Annotated in this window: 24 protein-coding genes and 2 pseudogenes; 23 read left to right on the top strand and 3 right to left on the bottom strand. The window is 39.5% G+C overall.

Annotation, left to right across the window (positions count from 1 at the left end):
- From cutD to JCM14932_RS04100, 20 genes and pseudogenes are all read left to right on the top strand, one after another.
- A complete protein-coding gene (gene cutD / locus JCM14932_RS04195) occupies window positions 1-954 on the top strand; it encodes a choline TMA-lyase-activating enzyme (RefSeq protein ID WP_025023779.1) in 954 nt (317 codons plus the stop codon).
- 155 nt (window positions 955-1,109) lie between these two features.
- A complete protein-coding gene (locus JCM14932_RS04190; RefSeq protein WP_025023778.1) occupies window positions 1,110-1,463 on the top strand; it encodes a BMC domain-containing protein in 354 nt (117 codons plus the stop codon).
- Window positions 1,460-1,891: a EutP/PduV family microcompartment system protein gene (locus tag JCM14932_RS04185; RefSeq protein ID WP_025023777.1), complete on the top strand. Its 432-nt coding sequence runs from the start codon at window positions 1,460-1,462 to the stop codon at window positions 1,889-1,891. The genes JCM14932_RS04190 and JCM14932_RS04185 overlap by 4 nt, the downstream gene beginning before the upstream one ends.
- 15 nt (window positions 1,892-1,906) lie before the next feature.
- Window positions 1,907-3,049, top strand: a complete 1,143-nt coding sequence (locus JCM14932_RS04180; RefSeq protein ID WP_025023776.1) for a 1-propanol dehydrogenase PduQ — start codon at window positions 1,907-1,909, stop codon at window positions 3,047-3,049.
- Entirely contained in the window at window positions 3,049-3,621 is a 573-nt protein-coding gene (locus tag JCM14932_RS04175) for a hypothetical protein (protein WP_025023775.1), read from the top strand. Before JCM14932_RS04180 ends, JCM14932_RS04175 begins: the two co-directional genes overlap by 1 nt.
- On the top strand, window positions 3,605-4,444 hold the full coding sequence (gene eutJ / locus JCM14932_RS04170) for an ethanolamine utilization protein EutJ (RefSeq protein WP_420834777.1): 840 nt from the start codon (window positions 3,605-3,607) through the stop codon (window positions 4,442-4,444). The genes JCM14932_RS04175 and eutJ overlap by 17 nt, the downstream gene beginning before the upstream one ends.
- A 14-nt stretch (window positions 4,445-4,458) precedes the next feature.
- The gene (locus JCM14932_RS04165; RefSeq protein WP_025023773.1) at window positions 4,459-4,761 is read left to right on the top strand and encodes a bacterial microcompartment protein; all 303 of its coding nucleotides are present in this window, start codon (window positions 4,459-4,461) and stop codon (window positions 4,759-4,761) included.
- On the top strand, window positions 4,755-5,018 hold the full coding sequence (locus JCM14932_RS04160) for a EutN/CcmL family microcompartment protein (RefSeq protein WP_025023772.1): 264 nt from the start codon (window positions 4,755-4,757) through the stop codon (window positions 5,016-5,018). The genes JCM14932_RS04165 and JCM14932_RS04160 overlap by 7 nt, the downstream gene beginning before the upstream one ends.
- Before the next feature lie 14 nt (window positions 5,019-5,032).
- Window positions 5,033-5,767, top strand: coding sequence for a EutQ-related cupin domain-containing protein (locus JCM14932_RS14470; protein ID WP_369342635.1), 735 nt, complete (start codon window positions 5,033-5,035; stop codon window positions 5,765-5,767).
- The gene (locus tag JCM14932_RS17540; protein WP_025023771.1) at window positions 5,670-6,344 is read left to right on the top strand and encodes a BMC domain-containing protein; all 675 of its coding nucleotides are present in this window, start codon (window positions 5,670-5,672) and stop codon (window positions 6,342-6,344) included. The genes JCM14932_RS14470 and JCM14932_RS17540 overlap by 98 nt, the downstream gene beginning before the upstream one ends.
- Before the next feature lie 26 nt (window positions 6,345-6,370).
- Window positions 6,371-7,927: an acetaldehyde dehydrogenase (acetylating) gene (locus JCM14932_RS04145; RefSeq protein WP_025023770.1), complete on the top strand. Its 1,557-nt coding sequence runs from the start codon at window positions 6,371-6,373 to the stop codon at window positions 7,925-7,927.
- 16 nt (window positions 7,928-7,943) lie between these two features.
- A complete protein-coding gene (gene pduL, locus JCM14932_RS04140; protein WP_025023769.1) occupies window positions 7,944-8,633 on the top strand; it encodes a phosphate propanoyltransferase in 690 nt (229 codons plus the stop codon).
- A gap of 12 nt (window positions 8,634-8,645) precedes the next feature.
- On the top strand, window positions 8,646-8,945 hold the full coding sequence (locus tag JCM14932_RS04135) for a BMC domain-containing protein (RefSeq protein ID WP_025023768.1): 300 nt from the start codon (window positions 8,646-8,648) through the stop codon (window positions 8,943-8,945).
- Between the two features lie 98 nt (window positions 8,946-9,043).
- A pseudogene (gene nox, locus JCM14932_RS14465) lies at window positions 9,044-10,374 on the top strand (H2O-forming NADH oxidase).
- 133 nt (window positions 10,375-10,507) lie between these two features.
- On the top strand, window positions 10,508-11,188 hold the full coding sequence (locus JCM14932_RS04125; protein ID WP_025023767.1) for a DUF4867 family protein: 681 nt from the start codon (window positions 10,508-10,510) through the stop codon (window positions 11,186-11,188).
- Window positions 11,189-11,953: 765 nt separating this feature from the next.
- A complete protein-coding gene (locus JCM14932_RS04120) occupies window positions 11,954-12,928 on the top strand; it encodes a mannose/fructose/sorbose PTS transporter subunit IIA (RefSeq protein WP_025023766.1) in 975 nt (324 codons plus the stop codon).
- Between the two features lie 31 nt (window positions 12,929-12,959).
- Window positions 12,960-13,769, top strand: coding sequence for a PTS mannose/fructose/sorbose transporter subunit IIC (locus JCM14932_RS04115; RefSeq protein WP_025023765.1), 810 nt, complete (start codon window positions 12,960-12,962; stop codon window positions 13,767-13,769).
- A gap of 17 nt (window positions 13,770-13,786) precedes the next feature.
- Window positions 13,787-14,698 (top strand): PTS system mannose/fructose/sorbose family transporter subunit IID, encoded by a 912-nt coding sequence (locus JCM14932_RS04110; protein WP_025023764.1) that lies wholly within the window; start codon window positions 13,787-13,789, stop codon window positions 14,696-14,698.
- A 111-nt stretch (window positions 14,699-14,809) separates the two neighbouring features.
- Window positions 14,810-15,190: a DUF956 family protein gene (locus tag JCM14932_RS04105; RefSeq protein WP_025023763.1), complete on the top strand. Its 381-nt coding sequence runs from the start codon at window positions 14,810-14,812 to the stop codon at window positions 15,188-15,190.
- Window positions 15,191-15,448: 258 nt separating this feature from the next.
- Entirely contained in the window at window positions 15,449-16,180 is a 732-nt protein-coding gene (locus JCM14932_RS04100; protein WP_025023762.1) for a CPBP family intramembrane glutamic endopeptidase, read from the top strand.
- 34 nt (window positions 16,181-16,214) lie between these two features.
- Here the strand turns inward: JCM14932_RS04100 and JCM14932_RS04095 are convergent, their stop codons facing one another.
- Window positions 16,215-17,039 carry a DUF5067 domain-containing protein gene (locus JCM14932_RS04095; protein ID WP_025023761.1) on the bottom strand — a complete coding sequence of 275 codons (825 nt, stop codon included), beginning with the start codon at window positions 17,037-17,039 and terminating at the stop codon, window positions 16,215-16,217.
- Between the two features lie 217 nt (window positions 17,040-17,256).
- Between JCM14932_RS04095 and JCM14932_RS04090 the strand changes: the two genes are divergently transcribed.
- The 3 genes and pseudogenes from JCM14932_RS04090 to JCM14932_RS14460 all read left to right on the top strand — a co-directional run bounded on the left by JCM14932_RS04090 (window position 17,257) and on the right by JCM14932_RS14460 (window position 19,220).
- Entirely contained in the window at window positions 17,257-17,472 is a 216-nt protein-coding gene (locus JCM14932_RS04090) for a hypothetical protein (protein WP_225423011.1), read from the top strand.
- Window positions 17,473-17,570: 98 nt separating this feature from the next.
- Complete coding sequence (locus JCM14932_RS04085; protein WP_025023759.1) at window positions 17,571-18,449, top strand: cation diffusion facilitator family transporter; 879 nt, start codon at window positions 17,571-17,573, stop codon at window positions 18,447-18,449.
- Between the two features lie 103 nt (window positions 18,450-18,552).
- Window positions 18,553-19,220, top strand: a pseudogene (locus tag JCM14932_RS14460) (2,3-bisphosphoglycerate-dependent phosphoglycerate mutase).
- 41 nt (window positions 19,221-19,261) lie between these two features.
- On the opposite strand, the gene JCM14932_RS04075 reads toward JCM14932_RS14460, so the two are convergent.
- Both JCM14932_RS04075 and JCM14932_RS04070 read right to left on the bottom strand, forming a co-directional pair.
- Window positions 19,262-21,346 (bottom strand): KUP/HAK/KT family potassium transporter, encoded by a 2,085-nt coding sequence (locus JCM14932_RS04075; protein ID WP_025023758.1) that lies wholly within the window; start codon window positions 21,344-21,346, stop codon window positions 19,262-19,264.
- Between the two features lie 134 nt (window positions 21,347-21,480).
- The gene (locus tag JCM14932_RS04070; protein WP_025023757.1) at window positions 21,481-23,901 is read right to left on the bottom strand and encodes a Xaa-Pro dipeptidyl-peptidase; all 2,421 of its coding nucleotides are present in this window, start codon (window positions 23,899-23,901) and stop codon (window positions 21,481-21,483) included.
- Window positions 23,902-23,914: the final 13 nt, after the last annotated feature.

Raw genomic sequence — 23,914 nt, 5'->3', positions numbered from 1 at the left:
ATGGTTGATGAACAAGAAAAAGAACGGATAGAAAGAAAGGCCTTTGTTTTCAATGTACAAAAATATAGTCTGTATGACGGCCCGGGCATCCGAACCATCATCTTTCTCAAGGGTTGTCCACTACGTTGCAGATGGTGCGCTAATCCAGAAGGCCTTAATCGCAAATTCGAAGTAATGTACAAAGAAAGTATTTGTAGTCAATGTATGGCTTGTGTCGATGCCTGTCCAAAGGGTATCCACTACATTGATGAAAATGGTAATCACCAAGTACGTCGTGACATTTCATGTGACGGTTGTCGTAAATGTGAAGAGGTTTGTCCAATGAGTGCCATTCATATCACAGGTGAGATCAAGACAGTATCTGAATTAATGAAGATCGTTCATGAAGATGATGCTTTCTACGAAACTTCTGGTGGTGGCGTTACATTGAGCGGTGGCGAGTGTACTTCTCAACCTGATGCAGCCTTAGCAATTCTCAAGGCCTGCAAGGAAGATGGAATCAACACAGCTATCGAAACATGTGGACACAGTCGCATGGATCGTCTGATGGAAATGGCAGATTACATTGACTTATTCCTATTCGATATGAAACACATGGATCCAGTTAGACATAACGAATTGACTGGTATCAGCAACGAAAAGATTCTCGCTAACTTGAAAGAATTATTCAAGAGAGGATACAACGTTAAGATCAGAATGCCTATGTTGAAACAAGTTAATGATAGTCATGAAGAAATTCAACAAATCGTTGATTTCTTAACACCATACAAAGACTTGCCAAACTTCCACGGTATCGACTTACTTCCATACCACAAACTAGGAGTTGCCAAATATGGTCAACTAGGTATCGATTACCCAGTTAAAGAAGATCCAAGCTTGTCAGATGCAGATCTAACAAGAATTGAAGGATGGATCAAAGAATACGACTTCCCAGTAAGAGTTGTACGTCACTAGGCAGAGGGTGTTGAAAGTCGGTAACATCCGAGCATTACCTAGAATAGCGTGGGTGGCAACGCAGTTGGTACACTCGCTATTCGTAGTAAGCGGAAGATGTTGACTTTCAAAAGCCCGTTCAGAAGCGCAAGTTTCAAAGGAAAGGAGGAATTCCCATGGCAGTGGATAGCAAAGAAACCACTCAACGTATGATCGAAGAATCAATTCCAGGTAAGACAGTTACCTTGGCGCACGTGATTGCTTCGCCAATTCAAGATGTGTATCAAGCATTAGGCATCGAAGAAGATGGAGCCATAGGAATCCTCAACGTATCACCTTTTGAAACAGCAATGATTGCTGCAGACACAGCCGCAAAAGCAGCTGATGTCACAGTTGGATTCTTGGATCGTTTCACAGGTTCAGTAGTTATCTCAGGAGATGTACAAAGCGTTGAAGTCAGTTTGACCGAGGTTCTGCGAGTATTCAGAGATGTACTTGGCTTCGAAGTTGTCGGAGTAACGAAGACATGAGACCAAGAGTGATGCTCGTTGGGCCAAGGTTGAGCGGTAAAGCAACTATTGCTACATATCTTGAGCAATCAGAAGTGCCACTTAGAAAAGTTGACAATATCGTTTATCGCAAAGAGACAGTTACTGTACCGGATAATTACTTAGAATGTCCCTGGATGTACAACCACATCATAGCGTTACAACAAACAGCCAAATGTGGATTGTTCATTCAACCAATGAAAGCTCATAAGGATACTTATCCACCGAACTTCGCAAAAGTTTTCCGAATCCCCATATTTGGAATCATAACTTACCACGAATCATACACGGAGGACGAATATTCATACACCGAACGGCAATTAATGGAAACAGGGATCAAAGAAATAAATGCAATTATAAATCTGGATAAACCAGAAGAGTTAAGTAGATTAGATCAATTATTAAATTAGAGAGGAGGCGAAATAATGGGAAGTTTCAAAATGCCTACAAAGATTTATTCGGGACATGGCGCAGTTGATAAGATTCGTGACTTCGGTATCAACCGAGCACTCGTTATCTGTGACCCATTCATGGAAAAGTCCCACAAAGTTGACAATATCACCAAAGTATTTGATGAATTGAAGACACCATATGCAGTATTTTCAGAAGTAGTACCTGATCCAAGTATCGATGTTGTTTCAAAAGGAATCGCCAAAGCAATCGAGATCGAGCCTGATGCAATTATTGCTTTAGGAGGCGGTTCTGCATTGGACACAGCTAAGTCAGTTAGACATATTTATTACGGAGTTAAGAATGATAAGAAGATCCAACTGATCTGTGTTCCAACTACTAGTGGTACTGGTAGTGAAGTTACATCTTTCGCTGTAATCTCTGATCCCGCCAAAAACGGAAAATACGCATTAGTCGACGAATCAATGGTTCCCGATATTGCAATTTTAGATTCAGAATTTACATTAAGTGTACCTGCTGGTGTAACTGCTGACACAGGGATGGACGTATTGACCCATACACTTGAGGCCTACGTTTCAACCGATGCCACAGATTTTACAGATGCTCTTGCTGAAAAAGCAATGCGCATCATCTGGGAAGATCTAGTAGATGTCTACAAAGATGGAAGCAATGCTGAATTAAGAGAGAAAGTTCATAACGCATCTTGTTTGGCCGGAATGGCATTCAGTGAGGCATCACTTGGTATCAGCCACAGTTTGGCTCACGCCTTAGGCGGCAGATTCCACATTGCTCACGGAAGATGTAACGCTATGCTACTACCATACGTAGTCGCTTATAACGCTGGACTTGATCTACCAACTGATAGTGAACCAGCATTAGCTAAGTATCAACAAGCAGCTAAGATGTTGGGAGTTCAATCAGGAACAGCTAAGACAAGTGTTACCTTATTGATTTCCAGAATCCAAAGAATGTCCAAGCAAATGAATATTCCGAAGACGATCGAAGAATGCGGAATTGATAACGCTGAATTTATGGAAGCAATTCCAGATATGGCAGCGGCAGCTATGAACGACAAATGTACACTTACAAATCCAAGGCAACCTAAGAAGGAAGATCTCGAAGGGTTGTACAAGAGAATTTGCAGAGGTGGATTCTAATGCATTTCATAACAGAGCAAGACATTCAATTTGAAAACAGAAAAACTCCATTATCCAAATTCTTTCTTGCCTCTGACGATCGATTAACACCTGGAGCTCGACAATATTTGATAGATCATCAAATAAAAGTAGTTGATTCCAATTCCAAAGTTGATTCAGTGACGACCACAGTTGAGGACGTCGAAAAAAAGACCGAGGAGTTGAATCAAAACTTCCAATTGTTGGAACTAGAACTTCAAGATGCAGCTTTAAAGGCAAATGAAGTCGATCTAGCAGCCAGTCAGCGAATATTTTCACTGTCTGAGATGCCTGTGAAAATTCAACAAAACCAAGTAGTTGATTCATTAGAAGAAATTGTTCCAAGTAAGGAAGAACAATCTCAATTAAACAAACAAAACCTCCTTACACCACAAGGGAAGATTTTGATCAAACTAAAACGCAGCCAGGTGGTTGCCAATGGTTTGAAAGGTCAGACAACAGATTCCCAGAGTGATTCATTGGACAGTTTGATTCAATGTATCGACAACGAAATCCATTTATTGATAGGAGAAGGCCATGATGGTAGCGAATGATATGCAAAGATGCGACGAGCTGGTAAACCAATTCGAACAAGTGATCAAGAAGCCTATAAAGACTAAGACGAAGACTTATTACACCGGAGTCGATTTGGGAACAGCCTGCATTGTATTAGTAGTAATGGATGAAAATTATCAACCCGTCGCTGGAGCATATCGTTACGCAGATGTTGTCAGAGATGGAATGGTAGTCGATTACATCGGTGCTATTACGATAGTTAGAGAATTAAAAGAAAAGCTCGAAGAACAACTTTCCACAGAATTGATTTATGCAGCATCAGCAATACCTCCAGGGACAGATACCTTGGATGGAGGAGCAATTAAGAATGTTGTCCAAAGTGCCGGATTTGAACTGACAAATGTGCTAGACGAACCCACAGTGGCAAATCTAGTTTTGAATATCAAAAACGGTGCGGTCGTTGATATCGGTGGTGGTACTACCGGAATCTCGATTATCAAAGATGGAAAAGTTATCAAAGTAGCTGATGAAGCTACTGGTGGAACACACTTGACCTTGGTAACAGCTGGATCATACAAACTTCCATTTGACCAAGCAGAGTTGTTCAAACGCGATCCTAAGAATCAACCAGAATTGATTACAGTTCTAAAACCTGTAATTGAAAAGATTGCTTCTATTATTACAGAACAAATCGACGGATACGATGTCGACGGATTATATCTAGTAGGTGGAACGGCTTGTCTCGGTGGACTTGAAGATATCATTGAAGCCAGAACTAAGATTCCAACGTTCAAACCTGCAAATCCAATGTTTGTAACACCATTAGGAATCGCCTTAAGTTGTACGGATCAATTAATGTAAAGGAGAGGAAAATTATGGACTTAAGAATTATTAAATCACCTGGTGAAGGAACACTTGCCATTCTGAAACGTCGTAAGGGTTCAGGACCTAGAGAAGAAATTCCTACTCCTGATGCAGTAGGTTTGGTACAAGGTAAGTTGATCGAAATGGTATGTGCAGCAGATTTGGCTGAAAAAGCCGTAGGTGTAACTGTTGAAGATATTCGTGGGTCATGTCCACAAAACATGATCATGTTGGCAATCTTCGGTGATACCGCATCAGTAATGTCAGCGATGGAGACAATTGAAAAGGGAAGCAAGGCTCAAGAAGAATGGTAACAGCGAAACTAGTCGATAATATCTGGGCAACCAGAAAGTCCGACCGGTTAAACGGCTTGAAACTCATGCTTGCGGAATTGATCGGTGGCTCCCGTGATGGGGAACGATTGGTAGTCTGCGACGTGATCGGCGCAGGAATCGGTGATCGGGTAATTATTACCACCGGATCTTCTGCCAGAAGAATGCTGGAAGATGATGCGATTCCAGTGGATGCAGCTGTAGTCGGTATTATTGATGAAAATTGCGAATCTGTATAGGAGAGGGCTAGGCTATGAAAAAATTGATATGTGCTGACGATGTTACGAAGGCACACGAACAAGGCACTCAGACGATTTGTATTGATACTAAAAACACGATTATTACTCCTTCAGCAAGAGACATGGCTGATTCGCTAGATCTCAAGTTTGAAGAAGGAACAGCCAAAGAAGAGAATCCTCTGAATGTTGCCTTACCAAATGATTTGACTAAAGAGACACTCGTGGAAATGCTAAAAGCAATTTTAGCTGGAGATACGGCTAGTGATAAACCATTTATCTACAAGCAACATAGCAATGGCTTGAAGACCGTTGATGGGTCAAGCGTCAAAATGGATGTGTTCGATACAGGAAATCCAGAAGCAAACGTTCATTTTCAGGAAATTATTAGTAAAGAAGAATCTCATATAAGTGCGGGATTCCTGGAAATTGACCATTCACATTTTGATTGGGAATTGACTTATGAAGAAATCGATTATGTCATTGATGGAACATTAACCATCACGATCGACGGAAGTACATACACAGCTCATGCTGGAGATGTTGCCTTCGTACCTAAGGGCAGCAAGGTAACATGGGGCTCACCAGATAAAGTAAAGATTTTCTATGCAACGTATCCACCAACTGGGCCGATTTGGTCTAAAGGAGTAAGCGATGAAAGCATTAGGATTAGTAGAAACCCATGGTTTGATTGCTTCGATCGAGGCTCTCGATGTCATGTTAAAAACAGCAGAAGTACAGTTACACTCTAGAGAATTTGTCAGAGGCGGATTGGTGACGGTCACAGTTGTTGGCGATGTCGGCGCCGTTAAGACAGCTGTAGATGCAGCTGATTCTGCAGTCAGAAATCTCGGTGAAGAATTACTTTGTTCAACTCATGTAATTCCAAGGCCTGATAGTAGTATCGAGGGATTGTTTCCACAAGGACCTGAAACAATCAAATCAGACGAAGATGATGTAGAAGAATTAATGAAAGAAACAGAAAGCCAAATAGACGAGGTCAAATCCAGATCGAACCAAAACGATTCGGACGTAACTGATAAACATGATGAAGTTGATTCAGAAGAGCCATCGGCAGAAGAAGCAGACCCAACAGAGGATGTTTCGACAAATAATCCAACTGACAATGCGGATTCGGCAGATGTTCCAAAGACTGAAGAAACTTCTGAAGGTGCAATTACTGAAGAGGAATTGAAGAACATGAAGGTAGTTGATCTAAGAAACATGGCCAAAAAGCATTCGGATTTTCCGATAGCTAGAAAAGATATCTATCGAGTCAATAAAGAGAAGCTTATTAAGGCATTGTTCGACTACTTTAATAAAGATTGACCTGAGGAAGTAGAGGAGTATCAGTAATGAATAACTTTGACAAGGATTTACGCTCAATTCAAGAAGCACGTGATTTAGCAAGAGCAGGACATAAGGCAGCTGTAGAAATGGCTACTTTCAACGAAACACAAGTTAATGCAATTCTCGAAAGCATGAAGACAGCCGCAGAAAAGTTCTCAGTTAGCTTAGCTAAAGCAGCCGTTGATGAAACAGGTTTTGGTAAGGTAGCTGACAAAGCATACAAAAACCATGCCGCATCAACATTGCTATACGAACAAATCAAAGACGAAAAAACAGTTGGAATCATTCACGAGGACAAAGAAAAAGGTCTGATGGATGTTGCTGAACCGGTTGGATTAGTTCTTGGTATCGTACCTTCAACAAACCCAACTTCAACCGTAATCTTCAAAGCTATGATCGCCTTGAAGTCAAGAAATGCTATCGTCTTTGCTCCACATCCCGCAGCCGCTGAATGTACCAAAAAAGCTGCTGACATGATGAACCGTGCAGCCGTTGCTGCTGGAGCTCCTGAGGGTGTCATCAGTTGTGTTGGTAACTCAACAATGGGTTCAACTAACGAATTGATGCACGCTAAGGAAGTTAAGTTGATCATCGCCACAGGTGGTCCTGGAATGGTCAAGGCCGCATACAGTTCAGGTAAGCCAGCTATCGGTGTTGGTGCTGGTAACTCACCAGCCTACATCGAACGCAGTGCTAACGTTAAAGACGCTGTTGCTAAAATCGTAGCAAGTAAGACATTTGATAACGGAACAATTTGTGCTTCAGAACAATCAATTATCTGTGAAGAAGTCAACAAAGACGAAGTTATCAGTGAATTAAAGGCCAAAGGTGCATACTTCATGTCACCTGAGGAAACAAATATGGCAACCAAAGTTCTCTTCAAGAACGGTGGACATGCTATGAACGCAAAATTTGTTGGACGTTCTCCACAAACTATTGCTAACGCAGCAGGATTCACAGTTCCATCAACAGCAACATTGTTGATTGGAGAACAAGGCGGTGTCGGTGAAGGTTATCCACTTTCATACGAAAAACTTACAACTGTTCTTGGATTCTACGTGGTTAAGGATTGGGAAGAAGCTTGTCACTTGAGTATTGACCTACTACAAAATGGTATTGGTCATACAATGAGTATTCATACTAATAACCGCGACATGGTATTGAAATTTGCTGCTAAACCAGCATCACGTATCCTTGTAAATACCGGTGGTAGCCAAGGTGGTACAGGTATCAGTACTGGCTTACCAATTGCCTTCACATTAGGCTGTGGTACTTACGGTGGAAGTTCTGTATCAGAGAATGTTAGTCCTAAACATCTTCTTAATATCAAAGAAGTAGCATACGGCTTAAAGGACGTAACTACATTGGTAGAAGATGACAAGTCATTCAATCATCCAGAACTAGTGGATAGCTTTGGCGCAGATGAAGATTGTGAAGGTTCAAGCTGTCAAACAGCTCCGGCATCACAACCAGCAGCAGCTCCTAAGAAGGACTTCTCAGATGATGATTTGAAACAATTGTCAGATGTAGTTCGCAAGGTGTTAACACAAATGAACGCATAGAGAAAGGTGGGTCAGCATGGAAGATTATGAAGAATTATTAGGTACGCTTCTTGAGAAATTGAGCCCAAGTAGTAGTAATGCAGCGAAAATTACCAATGCAGCCGCAACTACAACAACGGCATCTAATGATCAAACGATTCCAGTAGGAATTTCTAATAGACATATTCACCTTTCTCAAGATGCACTAGATAAGTTGTTTGGAACAGGTTATCAACTAACTAAGTTGAAGGATTTGTCTCAACCAGGTCAATTCGCAAGTAAAGAATGCGTTATGATCTGTGGACCAAAAGGTATGATCAATAAAGTGAGAATCCTTGGTCCAGTCCGTCCCCAAACTCAAGTTGAGATCCTACAAGGAGACTCATTCAAACTTGGAGTTAAAGGAGTTCTGCGCTTGTCAGGCGACTTAAGCGGAACACCAGGGATCACAGTCATTGGACCTAACGGTTCACTTGAGATTCCAGAAGGTGTGATCGTGGCCAAGCGTCACATTCACATGCTTCCGGAAGAAGCAGCTAGATTCGGTGTTACAAATGGCAAATCAGTTGCCATCAAGTTCGATGGTCCAAGAGGCGGTACATTAACTGACGTTATCATTCGCGCTAAAGCGAATTCCGGCTTAGAAGTACATATTGATACTGAAGAAGCCAATGCACTAGGAGTTACACCAGGTACAAAAATCAAAATTATTAAGAGTGAAAATTAGGAGGAATAAAAAATGAAATCAGATGCATTAGGTATGATCGAAACTAAAGGACTAATCGGTTCAATTGAAGCAGCGGATTCAATGGTAAAGGCTGCTAACGTTACACTTGTAGGTAAAGAAAGAGTTGGCGGTGGTATCGTCACAGTTATGGTTCGTGGAGATGTTGGTGCTGTTAAAGCAGCTACAGATGCCGGAGCAGCAGCTGCACAACGTGTTGGAGAATTACTATCAGTTCACGTAATTCCTCGTCCACACGCAGAAGTAGAATCAATTTTGCCACACACAAACGCAGCCATCACAGAAGAAGACTAATCTAAAAAATTAAATTAAGAAGCTGACCGGATATCATTCGTAGATGGTTCAGCTTCTTTTTTCTTAATTAATAATAGGTAGATCAAGTAGGTGAAATAATGACAAAAACAATTATCATTGGTTCAAACCATGCCGCATCGCTGCCGCTAATACTTTGTTGGACAATTATCCTGATCAAGAAGTAACGATGATCGATCAAAACAGCAATTTGAGTTACTTGGGCTGTGGAACAGCACTCTGGGTCGGTCGCCAGATCGACTCATATGAGAAGTTGTTCTATACCAAGAAGGAAGACTTCGAAGCTAAGGGTGCCAAGATTTATTTAGAAACCTCCGTTTCAAAAGTTGATTTCATTACTAAAAAGATTTATTGCAATTCACTTGACGGCAAGTCATTTGTTGAGAAGTATGACAAATTGATCTTGGCTACAGGATCTGTTCCCATCAAGCCCAATATTCCTGGGGCTGACTTAGAGAATATCCATTTCTTGAAGTTGTTCCAAGACGGTCAAACAGTTGATAAATTGCTGGATCAATTTGATATCCGAAACATCGCCGTTATTGGAGCGGGATATATCGGAGTTGAGATTGCGGAAGCAGTTAAACGTCGTAATAAGAATGTTTTATTATTTGATACAGCTGATCGTTCACTATCGAGTTATTATGACAAAGAATTCACTGACAAGATGGATGAGAATCTGATCAAACACGGAATTGATGTCCACTTCAATGAACGTGCTCAGGAATATAAGGGAACGGATAAGGTTGAAGCGGTTGTAACTAACAAGGGTGAATATCCAGTTGACCTCGTTATCAATGCAATTGGCTTCTTACCTAATAACTTCTTAGGCAAAGATTATCTGGAATTATTCCGTAATGGTGCTTACTTCGTTGACAACCATCAACAGACATCTGACCCTTCTGTCTATGCTGTTGGTGATTGTGCAACAATCTATTCGAATGCCTTGGAGAAGACAACTTACATCGCCTTAGCAACCAATGCCGTTCGTTCAGGGATTGTTGCCGGTCATAATGTCGGTGGAACTAAGTTGGATGCAACTGGAGTGCAGGGATCGAATGGTATTTCGATTTTTGGCTTGAACATGGTCTCAACAGGGATGTCAGTAACTGCAGCTAAGAAGAATGGATTCAATGTCTTGTATACTGACTTTGAAGATACACAGAAGCCAGGATTCATGAAAGAAAATGCTGAAGTTAAGATTCGCATTGTCTATGACGCAGATAATCGCCGAGTTCTCGGGGCGCAGATGTGTTCAACTGCCGATATTTCTATGGGAATTCATATGTTCTCGCTGGCAATTGAACAAAAAGTTACAATTGATCAGCTCAAATTGTTAGATATCTTTTTCTTACCTCACTTTAATCAACCATATAATTACATTACAATGGCTGCTTTGAATGCCAAATAACGCTGATAAAATGGCGTTCATGAACTTTTTGCTGCTAGTTTGCTGCCAGAAGTTAGACTTGACTAAAACGTTTTCAGATGTTAGATTATGTTTGAAATGAACAACAACAAACAGTAAAAGGGGAAAGCATTTAATGAGTACATATGAAGATTTTCAAAAACTAAATCCAGATTATAAGATTTTAACGATCGATGATCCTGACTTTAAGAAGTATGGAACTGTTTATAATGACTATGATATTAGTGAGATCAACGACTTTATGAACAATAAGGTTAAGATCTCAAGTCCAGGTAATACATACGTACCTTCTAATCCAGCACTTGAGGAAATTAATACGATTCAAGAGATTGGAACGGATGTCTTCGCTGGTATGCCAATTGAAGCCGGTGAATGTACTGGACAATCAACTAGCTTTACAGCGATTGAATATCACCAAGGTAGTGAGTTGAACATCTTCCAAACAGATGTCATCATGGTTCTTGGTAAACGCCAAGTGTTAGATACAAAGGGCTTGTACAGCCCTAGCGAAGATGGACAAATCTTCTTTGTACCAGCTGGTACAGTGGTTGAATTCTACAGTGATACTCTTCACTATGCACCAATTAAGGTTCACGATTCAGGATTCAAGTTCATCGTTATGTTGATTGCAGGAACAAACCAAGAGTTACCCGCTGACTTCAAGAGCAACAATCCTCGTATTGTTAAGAAGAATAAGTTCCAAGTTGTTGATCCAAGCAGAAAAGATAAAATTGCCATTGGAGTTAAAGTTGGTTTGACTGGTAAATTAGTTACTATGAAACCTTTAGCTAAATAACAAAAAGTCTCTTCGTTCAAAAAAATGAGCGGAGAGATTTTTTTATTGTCCTATTTACCTGTTCATTCTGTGTACAAGTAATCCAGTGTATTTTTTAGAATGACAAGGTAGCCCTAGTTATTCAGATGAAGAAATATTGCGATTAAGTTAACTATTAAAATAGTTGTGGATTATTCCTAATTAAGAGGTAGTTACCACTTTCAGGAAATTAACTGGTCGCTACCAATTTTTAAAAATGCTATAACTATGGGATTAATAGGCGCAAGTAAGGTGCCATTACTAAATTCTATGAAAAACGACTTTAGAGAATCTTAATAAATAATTGGAAAAATGTAAAAAATTAGTTATTTCTCTAAAGTGGAACAAAAACATGAAAGTATCGGGGATCGTATGGCTTTTCAATACTGTTAGCTGACTACTATTGTTTATTTAGAACAATAGTAAACTTTGGGTTATACCGATACTAGTGCCGTCTGTAATACCTATTGCAGTAGGACTCCGTATCGTAACGAAGACGTAAAAAAATCAAAAAATGCGAATAATTATTCTTTGACGTTATGGCAATTTTTGTGCCAATTGATTTTTTTTGTTTAAAGTGGTGTTTTTTTTCTGAAAAAATGATATTATGAAAGGGTTCACATGAAGGGTGAGCTCATTAAAGCGTTTTGATTATGAAATAATTCAATTTTATTTTTGTGTACTCGTTACCATAAGGTAGCTGTTGTAAGCGCTTTAATACATATATAAATATAAGGAGGATTAAAGATGGTAGGGATTATCATTGCTAGTCACGGTGAATTCGCCAAGGGCATTAAGCAATCCGGATCTATGATTTTCGGTGAGCAAGAAGATGTACAAGCTGTTACATTGATGCCTGATATGGGACCTGATGACTTAAAAGCAAAGCTTGAAGAAGCAGTTGCTACTTTTAAAGACCAAGACCAAGTATTGTTCCTAGTCGATCTTTGGGGTGGTACACCTTTCAATCAAGTCAATGGCTTGTTTGAAGCACATAAGGACAAGTGGGCAGTTGTTGCCGGCTTGAACTTACCAATGTTGATCGAAGCATATGCTTCACGTCTATCAATGGAAAGTGCCCAAGAAATTGCCGCACATATCATTGAAACAGCAAAAGAGGGAGTTAAGGTTCGTCCAGAATCACTTCAACCAAAAGAAGCTAAAGCTGCCGCACCTGCTGATACTTCAGCTAATGCTGGTAGACCAGGATCATTTGATTACGTCTTAGCACGTATTGATTCACGTCTACTTCATGGACAAGTTGCTACTGCATGGTCAAAATCAGTAACACCTACACGTATTATCGTTGTATCTGATGCTGTTGCTAAAGATGATCTACGTACTCAATTGATTCAACAAGCTGCACCAGTTGGTGTTAAAGCTCACGTTGTTCCAGTTGACCAAATGATCAAATTAGCAAAAGATGACAAACACTTCGGTGGTCAACGTGCATTGCTATTATTCGAAACACCTCAAGATGCACTACGTGCTATTGAAGGTGGTGTTCCATTGAAAGAACTTAACGTTGGATCAATGGCTCACTCAGTTGGTAAAGTTCAACCTAATAAGGTTTTGGCTTTTGACCAAAATGATATCGATACATTCAAGAAACTTGAGGATAAAGGTGTTAAGTTTGATGTTCGTAAAGTCCCAACAGATTCAAAGGACAATATGGATGCCATCTTGAACAAAGCTCAAGATGAGATAAATAAGAATAAATAATTTTTAGATATATTATGGAGGGTTAATACTTATGCAATTAAATGCTATTCAAATTGTATTAGTCGTTCTAGTATCATTCCTAGCTGGTATGGAAGGTATTCTTGATGAATTCCATTTTCACCAACCCGTTATCGCATGTACTTTAATCGGCTTAGTTACAGGTAATTTAGTACCTTGTTTGATCCTAGGTGGTTCACTACAAATGATCGCCTTAGGTTGGGCAAATATTGGTGCCGCTGTTGCTCCCGATGCTGCTTTGGCATCTGTTGCTTCCGCAATTATTTTGGTTTTAGGTGGCGAAGGTAAGGCCGGTGTTACATCAGCCATTGCTATCGCTGTTCCTCTTGCCGTTGCTGGATTGTTACTAACAATCATCGTTCGTACAATCACAACTGGTATTGTTCATATCATGGATAAAGCTGCTGAGGAAGGTAGTTTTAGAAAGATTGAACTATGGCAAATTATTGCTATCTGTTTACAAGGTGTTCGTATCGCTATCCCTGCAGCTATGATTCTTGCTGTTGGTGCTGGTCCCGTTAGAGGTATGCTACAAGCAATGCCTACATGGTTAACTGACGGTCTTGCCGTTGGTGGTGGTATGGTTGTTGCTGTTGGTTATGCAATGGTTATCAACATGATGGCTTCTAAAGAAGTATGGCCATTCTTCGCAATTGGTTTCGTTCTAGCTACAGTTACACAGCTTACACTTATCGCACTTGGTACTATCGGTATCTCACTAGCCTTGATCTACTTAACTCTTTCTAAGAGTGGTGGTTCAAACAATGGCGGTGGAGGTTCAAACACCGGTGATCCAGTTGGCGACATAATAGATAATTACTAGGACGGAGGAAGAAAAAAATGGCAGAAGAAATAAAGTTATCTAAAAAAGATAGAATCTCCGTTTGGTGGCGTTCAACTTTCATCCAAGGTTCATGGAACTACGAACGTATGCAAAACGGTGGCTGGGCATATTCATTGATTCCAGCACTTAAAAAATTATATACAACTAAGGAAGACCGTGCCGCTGCTTTGAAGCGTCACTTGGAATTCTTTAATACTCACCCTTACTTAGCTTCACCTATCTTAGGTGTTACTATGGCCCTTGAAGAAGAACGTGCCAATGGTGCTCCTATTGACGACGTTGCTATCCAAGGTGTTAAAGTTGGTATGATGGGTCCTTTGGCTGGTATTGGTGATCCTGTGTTCTGGTTCACTGTTAAGCCTATTGTTGGTGCCTTAGCCGCTTCACTAGCTATGACAGGTAGCATCTTAGGACCAATCATTTACTTCGTAGTATGGAATGCAATTCGTATGGGATTCATGTGGTATACACAAGAACTAGGTTACAAAGCCGGTTCAGCTATCACAGAAGATATGTCTGGTGGTTTGCTACAAGACATCACTAAAGGTGCTTCAATTCTAGGTATGTTTATCTTAGGATCGTTGATCAACCGTTGGGTTGTTGTTAAGTTCACACCGACTGTTTCGACAGTTAAACTTGATAAAGGTGCCTTCATCGACTGGGCTCATTTACCAGCAGGTGCAAAAGGTGTTCAACAAGCTCTTATTCAACAAAAAGCTGGTTTATCACTAACACCTGACAAAGTTACAACATTGCAAGATAACTTGGATCAATTGGTACCAGGTTTGGCTGCTTTGTTACTAACATTCTTCTGTATGTGGTTACTAAAGAAGAAAGTTTCACCAATCATCATTATCCTTGGATTATTCGTTGTTGGTGTTGTTCTACACGTTCTTCACATTATGTAATAATTTAATCGAGCATTTGGCTCCTTATTGGATGGACTCTTATGGGTTCATCCTTTTTTTAGTTGTATAATATGAATAATTATTAATTGTCAAAGAAATGGAGTGGATTAAATGGTCCAATCAATCAACACAAAGTCCGATCTCGTCATCGATGGGACTTCTCACATGGGATTATCAGAATACGGTAAGATCATGATCGGTGATAAGGGATTTGAATTTTATAGTGATCGTGATAAGAAGAACTTTATTCAAATACCTTGGAAAGAAGTCGATAAAGTAATCGTCTCAGTTATTTTTGGCGGTAAGTGGATCCCACGTTATGCTTTCAAAACGAAGAAGAATGGTCTGTTTACTTTTTCATCAAAAGATCCCAAAAAAGCTTTGCGTACGATTCGCAAATATGTGAATCCTAATGATATTGTTCAATCGTTAGGATTCTTCCAAGTACTAGGTCGTAGTTTTAAAAATATTTTTACTAGAAAAAGCAAATAGACGCCGAATGGCGTCTATTATTTTTGAGTATTTATATTTTGGGGTCATTTACATGACCAACTTGAAAGTATCATTGAAGGGTGAGAATCTTTCAAGATTATCAAAGATTTGTTGGGATTACCGTCGAATAATGGTAACGACCACCACCAATCGACATGTATAGAGTACTATATCGAACGCGTTCCATGTCAAATAATTTTTAAAAATAATTAAAAATGTTAAAATTATTCAAAAATGAAAAGAGTGGCGTCAGATAAAATGAAAATAATTAAATCTTCACCCCTCAAGATAATTGTAGTTTGGTTGATATTTCCAATTATGTTGTACACTGCTGCGACAATCATACCGTCAGGATTGCCGACGAATACCAAACAAGGGTTAGCTGACCTGATTGTATTTTTAGTCGCATACTTCTTGAATCGACTGTGGTTTCACCAATCGATCAATTGGTTCAATGCAGATAAAATATTCGATCAGTTCAGTACTGCTTTACCCACAATAATTTTTGTAGCATATTCGAGTGCAGCAATGTTTTTTGTCAAAGACATGCGGTTCCAAATGGATGTACTGATCATGACGATTTTAGTCGGTTTAGCCGAAGAGTTTTGCTTCCGAGGGCTGTTGATCCCGTTGTTCTTAAAACAGTTCAGAGGTAATGCTTATTACGCTGTGGTCGGTTCTAGTATCTTATTTGGATTAATGCATTTGATCAATTTGAAAAGTATTTCCTTTGGATATGTTTCGATCCAAGTGATCTTCGCAATTTCCTTCGGATTACTGTTGGGTGCAATCTACGTTAAAACGAATAATTTGCTGCTTGTAGTGGCTTTGCATATGCTCAAAGACCTGTTCCCATTGTTGTCGCCAAGTACGCTTAGAGAGGCAGCTAAGATGCAATTCTCGATGGCAGCATTAATCATTTGTATCGTCTGGTTAATTTTGACAATTATTATTGCGCGTAAGCAAACTAAAGGCTTGATCATAAACTAAAAAGGATTCCCCGTGAGGAGAATCCTTTTTGGTGTTATTTTAGTTTGAATGGTTGCATCGTATCCATCAGGTCGTTCGTCTTAATATTTCTGAAGTACATGTTGACATCAGAATCAGTGTTATTTACTTTGACCAGTAATGCGCCGTCGAAGCTCTTACCAGGTTGAACTTGTTGCGTGTTGGAAGCATTGACTAGTCCAGCATAATCACCAGTTGCACCAGTGGGATCAAGTTGCTTATCATCTTGTTTTAAGATAATGGAATTGGCTTGAACTTGTTGCGGTATTTGTGCTGTTTGGGTCTTGTTAGTGTAATTATATTTGACTAGTAAAGCAGCTTCGCCATTGGCATCTTTGACAAGTTTGACATCGTTAGAAATCTTGAAAGTAAACCAGTCAGTGTCATAGCTGAGTTTGTTGTACGTACCAGCGTTATTGACGGAGTTTTCCTTTGAGTCATTCTTTTTATCAGCTTGTTTATCTTTGGTTTCATCGGTTGCTTTTTGAGCAGCCTGCTTGGTAGGTTTTTTAGCTTTAACTTTTTTCTTTGGCGTAGATTTTTTGCTCGATTGAACTTTTTCAATATTATTTGATTTAGGCGCAGTATCTTTTGAAGCGTTAACTCGCCAGATGATTAATCCAGCTACGATGATGACGATTGCCGCGATTATCATAGAAATAATAAAAGAGTTTTTTTGGTAAAAAGGTGTATTTTGACGCCGCATTGATCCGCGGGCAGAGCGGCTATTTGGAGCGGTGCTTCGTTCCATGTTTCTTTGAACTCTGCTTTGACTATTGTGATTATTATTTTGTGTATTAGAACTACGTTTACGGTTTTCTCTGTTAGTGCGTCTATCCATATTTTTCTCCCTAAATACGTATCCCATAAGTTAACTAAACAATTTTCTATTTATAGTCAATAATATCATATTTTTTTTCATGGAAAATAAGAACTATTGCACAAAGATTCTTTTTTAATGAATTTGATCAAAAGGTGTTGTAACGTCTTTTGAAAAGTGGTATAAATATCTGGTCGAAACATCAGGGGTATTTATCATTTTATAAAAGGGGGTCACAATGATGTTGTTTTTTGGTAATCATGGCGATTATGAAGTAACATGCAAATTCTTAGATAAGACAGGCCAACGAATTGCTAAGAAGCGCATTTGTCACAATGTTTCTAAGAAGGAAGCCAGTGACAGTATGAGAGATTATGTTACTAACAGATTCTCTGATATTATTGATGTAGCTCATCCAATTAAAGTTGTAGCTAAGCCAGCTATGACAAAATAAAGCGGAATAGTATTATGAAATAAGCTGAGTGTCAGATCAGCTTATTTTTTTGCATTTTTTTTGAAAATGGTAAGATGGAGTCAAAAGGAAGTGATGTCATGGATCATACAAAAATCACTGGAAAAAGATTTTTGGCTGTCACAGCTTTGAACCTTTTGATTACTGTTGCCGAATTCTTTGGTGGAATAATTTCTGGTTCTTTAGGATTGTTGTCAGATGCAATTCATAACTTGGAAGACTCGCTGTCGATCGTTATTTCATATGTCGCAAATGTGATCGGACGCCGTCAGAATAATTCAGAGAAGACCTTTGGTTACAAGCGTGCTGAGATCCTGGCAGCTTTTGTGAACTCTAGTATATTGATTGTCATTACAATATTTATGATCGTTGAATCTATTCGGAGGTTTCAAATACCACAACATATCAACGGTACTTTGATGATGGCAGTGTCAGTTATTGGTTTATTAGCGAATTTAGTATCGATGTTAGCACTGTGGTCAGGTTCCAAGAACAACTTGAATATCAAGGCGACGTTCTTACATATGTTGTCTGATACGTTGTCTTCAGTCGGAGTATTTGTTGCCTCGATTTTTGTGACATTATTTAATTGGAATTGGGTCGATCCAGCAATAACGATAATTATCGCCGTATGGCTCCTTAAAGAGGCTTTTGATGTAGTTAAGGAAACTATCAACATCTTGATGGAAGCTAGCCCCAAAATCGATTTAGAGGCTGTTAAGAAGACAGTTATGACTGTACCGGATGTGGTCGGTATACATCATGTCCATGTATGGATGATCGATGAAAATTTCATTATTCTGGATGCGCACATTAATGTCAGAAAAAAATGTAATATGGATCAACTGGAATCCGTCTATGATCAAGTGGACAAACTTTTGAAAGAAAAATTTGACGTCTCCCACGTTACACTACAGGCTGAATGTAGTCGTGGACTAGATGAACCGATGATTGACTAGAATTTTATAAATAAAAAAATGAATGAAAATCAATATAAGATTTTCATTCATTTTTTGTGATAATATAAGAGGGAATACGCAAGAAAGTTGGTAATGTCGGAATATGGTAAAACTTATCATGGTAAGACATGGACAAAGCACGGCTAATGCAACGAATGATTACACTGGCTGGAATGATGTTGAATTAACCCAAAAGGGAATCGATCAGGCACATGAGGCTGCTGATCAAATAAAGAACATAGACATACAAGAGGTCCATACTTCAGTTTTGAAGCGAGCAATTATGACGGCCTATATTATCCAAGATGATTTGGATATCAATTACGTTCCGATCATTAAGTCGTGGAGATTGAATGAACGCCATTATGGTGCACTTAGAGGACAGAACAAAGATGTAACTAGAGAAGAATATGGAGTTGAGCAGGTCAGACTCTGGCGTCGTAGTTATTACACAATGCCGCCTAAGTTAGCTGAGCCAGATCCGTTGGTAGGACCTTACAAGTATCTCGACCACGAGCAATGCCAGTCTCAGAGAGCTTATTTCAAGCATATAAGCGTATCGTCCCTTACTATACAGATGTTGTTGCTCCCCAACTACTTGATGGTAAGAACCAGTTGATCGTCGCACATGGAAGTACGATCAGGGCCTTGATCAAGTATTTGGAAGATGTTAGTGACAAGGATATCGATGGTATCGAAGTGGCTAATGGAGTTCCCTTGGTCTATGAACTGGATTCTAAGTTAAATATTATTAAGACTAATCGCAAATAAAAAGCTGATTTCCCAACGGAAATCAGCTTTATTTTTTACTATTATTCGTCATCATCGTCATCGATAGGTTGATCGATTGGGATATCTTGTAATGCTGAACGGTCCTTACGAACTAGACGAAGTCGATTCATTGAGACTTTGCCAAGAACTAATGGAACACGTTCTTCCATAACATCACTGTAAGATAATCCAAACCAACTGGCTGGTGAGATGAATTTTTGTAGAGCTAGACGAGCATGGATAATACTCTTCTTGATCCCACTGATCTTAGTGTCAGGGGAGAGCACTTCTTTGATAAGAACGAACGAGAAGTCGCCGACTTGACGGTCAGGGATCGTTGTATATTTCTGTGGTTGTGGCTTGATCTCACCGTTAGACATCATATCGTTGACGACTTGCCTTAGATAGACGTTAACTTTTTGATCGACACGGAAACCAAGATATAGTTGGACACTGACCATGTAGTCAGTATCGAAGGTTTCAACAGAGTAGGCGGCTGTATAAGGTTCATCGGTAACATTGACCGTTACGAACCAGTACACTTCAGCACGCTTAGGACGTTTATCAAGAATCGAGTAGAGGATATTCTTCTTGATACGATAACCATCATGGATCTTTGTTAGGTAAACCAAGTTAGTTGTATAGAGCGGATAACTTGGGTCTTTTCTAAGGTCATTCAATTGATGCTTGAATGCTAGTAGAGAAGCAAAGTGACTTCTGAACGTATTGTCGTCCATTAGACGGTCACCATATCTCCAGATGAACATAACACTGATAAGAACAGCAGCGATACCCATTGTGATATAGGCACCGTGAATGAACTTACTACTGTTGGTAACGAAGAAGATACTCTCGATGATGAAGAAGAAACTAATGATGATCGTAGTGAAGAAGCGATTAGCACGTTTCATCAACAACCATTGATGTAATAGGATCGTAGTCATCAACATAGTGATTGTGATTTCAAGTCCGTAAGCATTAGACATGTTTTCGGAAGTCTTGAAGAAGATAACGATGAATAGACAAACTACCCAGATAATTGAGTTGACAGTTGGAATGTACAATTGTCCCTTGAAGTTAGTTGGATAATATGTTTTCAAACGTGGGAAGATTCTTAGTTTTGTTGCTTCAGATACAAGTGTGTATGAACCTGAGATCAAAGCTTGAGAAGCAATGATAGCCGCAAAGGCAGACAACAAAATACCAAATAATCGTAGATTAGCAGGCATTGATTGGTAGAACGGATTCATAGCTGAACCCATTTGTTGCAATACCGTATTGTCCTTAAGACGCATCAGCCAAGCTGCTTGTCCTAAGTAGCTTAGTAACAAGCAGACTTTAACAAATGGCCAACTGGTATAAATATTAGGACGACCGACATGTCCCATATCGGAATAGAGTGCTTCGGCACCAGTTGTGGCAAGGAAGATACTTCCTAGAATAAAAATACCACGGATATTCATTGGACTACGTAATAGTTCGAAAGCGTAGTAAGGATTCAAGGCACGAATGATCGTCCAGTCGAATGAGATGTTGTAGATACCCATTAATCCGAGGAAGGAGAACCAAACTAGCATGATGGGTCCAAAGGCACGACCGATCAGCTGAGTACCGAATCTTTGAATGAAGAACAAGGTTGATAAGATGATCAAAGTAATGATGATAACTTGAGTTTGATTATTGATCAAAATATTATTATTGAACTTAACACCCTTCAAACCTTCAATTGCCGCCGTAACGGTAACTGCTGGTGTCATCATTCCATCCGCTAAGAAAGTGGCGCCACCAACCATCGCTGGTATGAGTAGCCACTTAGCGCGCTTCCTGACTAAGGTGTAAAGCGCAAAGATACCACCTTCACCACGGTTATCAGCACGTAAGGCGATTAACACGTACTTGATGGTCGTGACCAAAGTAAGTGTCCAGAATATTAAAGATACACTACCCAAAATAAAGTCGGTGGACATTTTTTCTAATCCACCATTACCCACCATCAATGAGTGCATAACGTATAGAGGTGATGTTCCAATATCTCCATACACGATTCCCAAAGCAATTAGGAAACCGGCAAAACTCATCTTTGAATGGGGATTACTCTTCAGTGAATTCAATTGATTTTTTTCCATATAAATAATCTCCAAATTAAACAGTTCAACGGCGATTATAACATTAGAAATGATTGCATGGAACCTTTTAATTTTGGTCTAGTCATGGCAACCTTGATGTCAATGTTAAAATCGATTTTTGGTTCAAATCGTTATTATTTGTGAATCGGAACCAAAAGATTAGATTCGCCAGTTTGAATTGAGTATTCAATATCTTGATTGCCACGAATAGTCATACCAAAGTCTGTTGCATAAACGATCAATCCTAGTTTGTGTCCCTCAGGAATGCGATAAAAAGTAGGTTGTAGTTCAACAGAAATTTGATAGAACTTATTTGGTTCAAGGTCGCTTACTCTATACGTATTTTCTCTGTTTTGCAAATTAATGTGACCCTTGGTTATCATCTTATAATTCGTTTCTGATCCAAGCTTGAATTCACGTAGATCATCTTCACGCCAATCATAAGTTTCAGCTAATCCATTATGAGCTAATAAAGCAGGTGAGACTTTGAATCGTTTGGCATTACCATAGTCAATCAATTGAAAGCTGAGCATACCCATATTCTGACTAGAAGCTACGTTCAAATTGACGTTTACTTTTCCATCAATAACAGTTTCTTCTATATTATTGGTTGTAAATAGGAGTCGGTGTTTTGACATTTTGTCGTTGTCCAAGTCTGCTAGATCTCGTTGCCATTCATCGTTATGGTTCTTGTAACGGTTAAATAAACTATCATCTAACTGGTCACTGAAGGTTAGTTTTTCACTGGTACGGTCGACTGTAGACAATTTATCACTTGATAAATTATATTTAATTTTAGGGTTATCGTCATTGCTCCAGTCTTCATAACTATTCCAAGTTTCAGGCTTGACGTTATCTTGGATTAGAACATCGGGAATTATTTTCTCAGCTTGATTATCTATTCCAAGCAGTTCGTGAGTTAACCAAAGATTGACGATATCGGTATAATCGACGGAACGAAAGGCATTGATGTAGATGTGTTGTCCTTGATGCAAAATTATTTTTTGTGTAACGCCGTTATGACGGATACCATTCCATAATCTTTCTACGTTTCGTGGCTTAACATTCCAGTCATTCAGACCGTGAACCATCAAAACATCAGCTTTGATGTTCTTAAAGTCCTTATGATAATTACGAGCATCCCAGAAGGTATTGTAGTCTCCGGTCGTTCGATCTTGTCCATTAGTAATTTCTTTAAGTTTTTTGTCCCATAGTGGCTTGATTTTGTGGAAGTCACCAGGTTGTAGGCGACGACTGAATGTTTCTTCAGCCAAGACATCCGCATCTTCACCGGGGAAGCCACCGGGAGCGATAACGAGTCCGCCATCACGATAATAGTCATACCAACTAGAAATGGCAGCTTCACTGATAACTGTCTTCAATCCTTCAACTCCTGAAGTGGCAGCGGCAGTTGCTAGTGTTCCCAGGTATGATCTGCCGGTCATACCGACTGACTTGTTAGACCACCAAGCCTTGATTTCGATATTATCGACCTTGTTAGTGAAGGCACGGCGATTTCCGGCTAACCATTCGATAATTGAGACAGTCGAGGTTGTTTCTTCGGGATCACCAGTTGTTCTCACACCATCAGAATCTTTTGTACCAATTCCGGCAGCATAGACGACAGCAAAACCACGTGCTAAGAAATAATCGTTCAAGGTATATGATTGTTCTCTGGCAAATGTTTCTTCGGCGACTTCATCTTGTCCAGTAACTGTTCTTGGTTCTGGTAATTTTTTGTCGGGTGCTTTGTATTCAATGTCCTCATACTTCAAGTTGTTTGGTTCTTTGTGCTCCAACGGAATGTTCACATTGTGCATTATTTTTTCGCCCGTTTCATCATTAGTTCCCTGATTATAAGGGCTAGCTGTATAAAGAACTGGAACCTTTAATCCGTCTTCTGTTTCAGCCGGGCGTAGGATCTCAGCCTTGAGTAGATCCAATTTACCATCGTTGTCAGTATCTTGGGGTGACTCAACGTAAACGACTTCACGAATTAATTTATGTGGATTAAAAACTGGCATTGATTTTCCGTTGAAGAGTAAAGGTTCACCGATCTCGCCATAGAAGGGAAGAAAGTATCCGTTAGCAGCTAATGAGTCAATGAATGTTTGCCCGTTCTTGTTGTGGGTTGCTAAAAGCCAATACCAAGCAGATTTTAATTCGTTGATTGTGAAGACATTACCTTCATGGTCAGCAATTTTTAATTGAATCTTCTTCATTGCAGCCAGAGGATCTTCGAATGAAAAATCTACATCGGGATTGAATTCCAGTAGTTGCAGGGCAATATTGTAGAATGCTTGAACTGACAGTTCATCGTTACTTTTTAGGTACTCCAGAGCATCTTGGTCAGGTGTTGCCATATAAGTGGATAATTTTTGTTCGAAGGCAGCCTTCGACTTAGCCTTTAAAAGACTAAGTCGCAAGAGATCTGTGTACAAATCGATCGGATCGTTCATCATTTCATTATTAGATGTTAAAAAATGAAGATTCTGTAATTCCTGAATCTGTGTGTCAAAGTCAGTTGGACGAATGGCAAATTGGTTATTTTTCATATGAACAACTCCT

This window comes from Companilactobacillus nodensis DSM 19682 = JCM 14932 = NBRC 107160, from assembly GCF_000615905.1.
GTDB lineage: Bacteria > Bacillota > Bacilli > Lactobacillales > Lactobacillaceae > Companilactobacillus > Companilactobacillus nodensis.
Note: the sequence above shows the minus strand (reverse complement) of the source record. Positions and strands in the feature narration are given on the sequence as shown.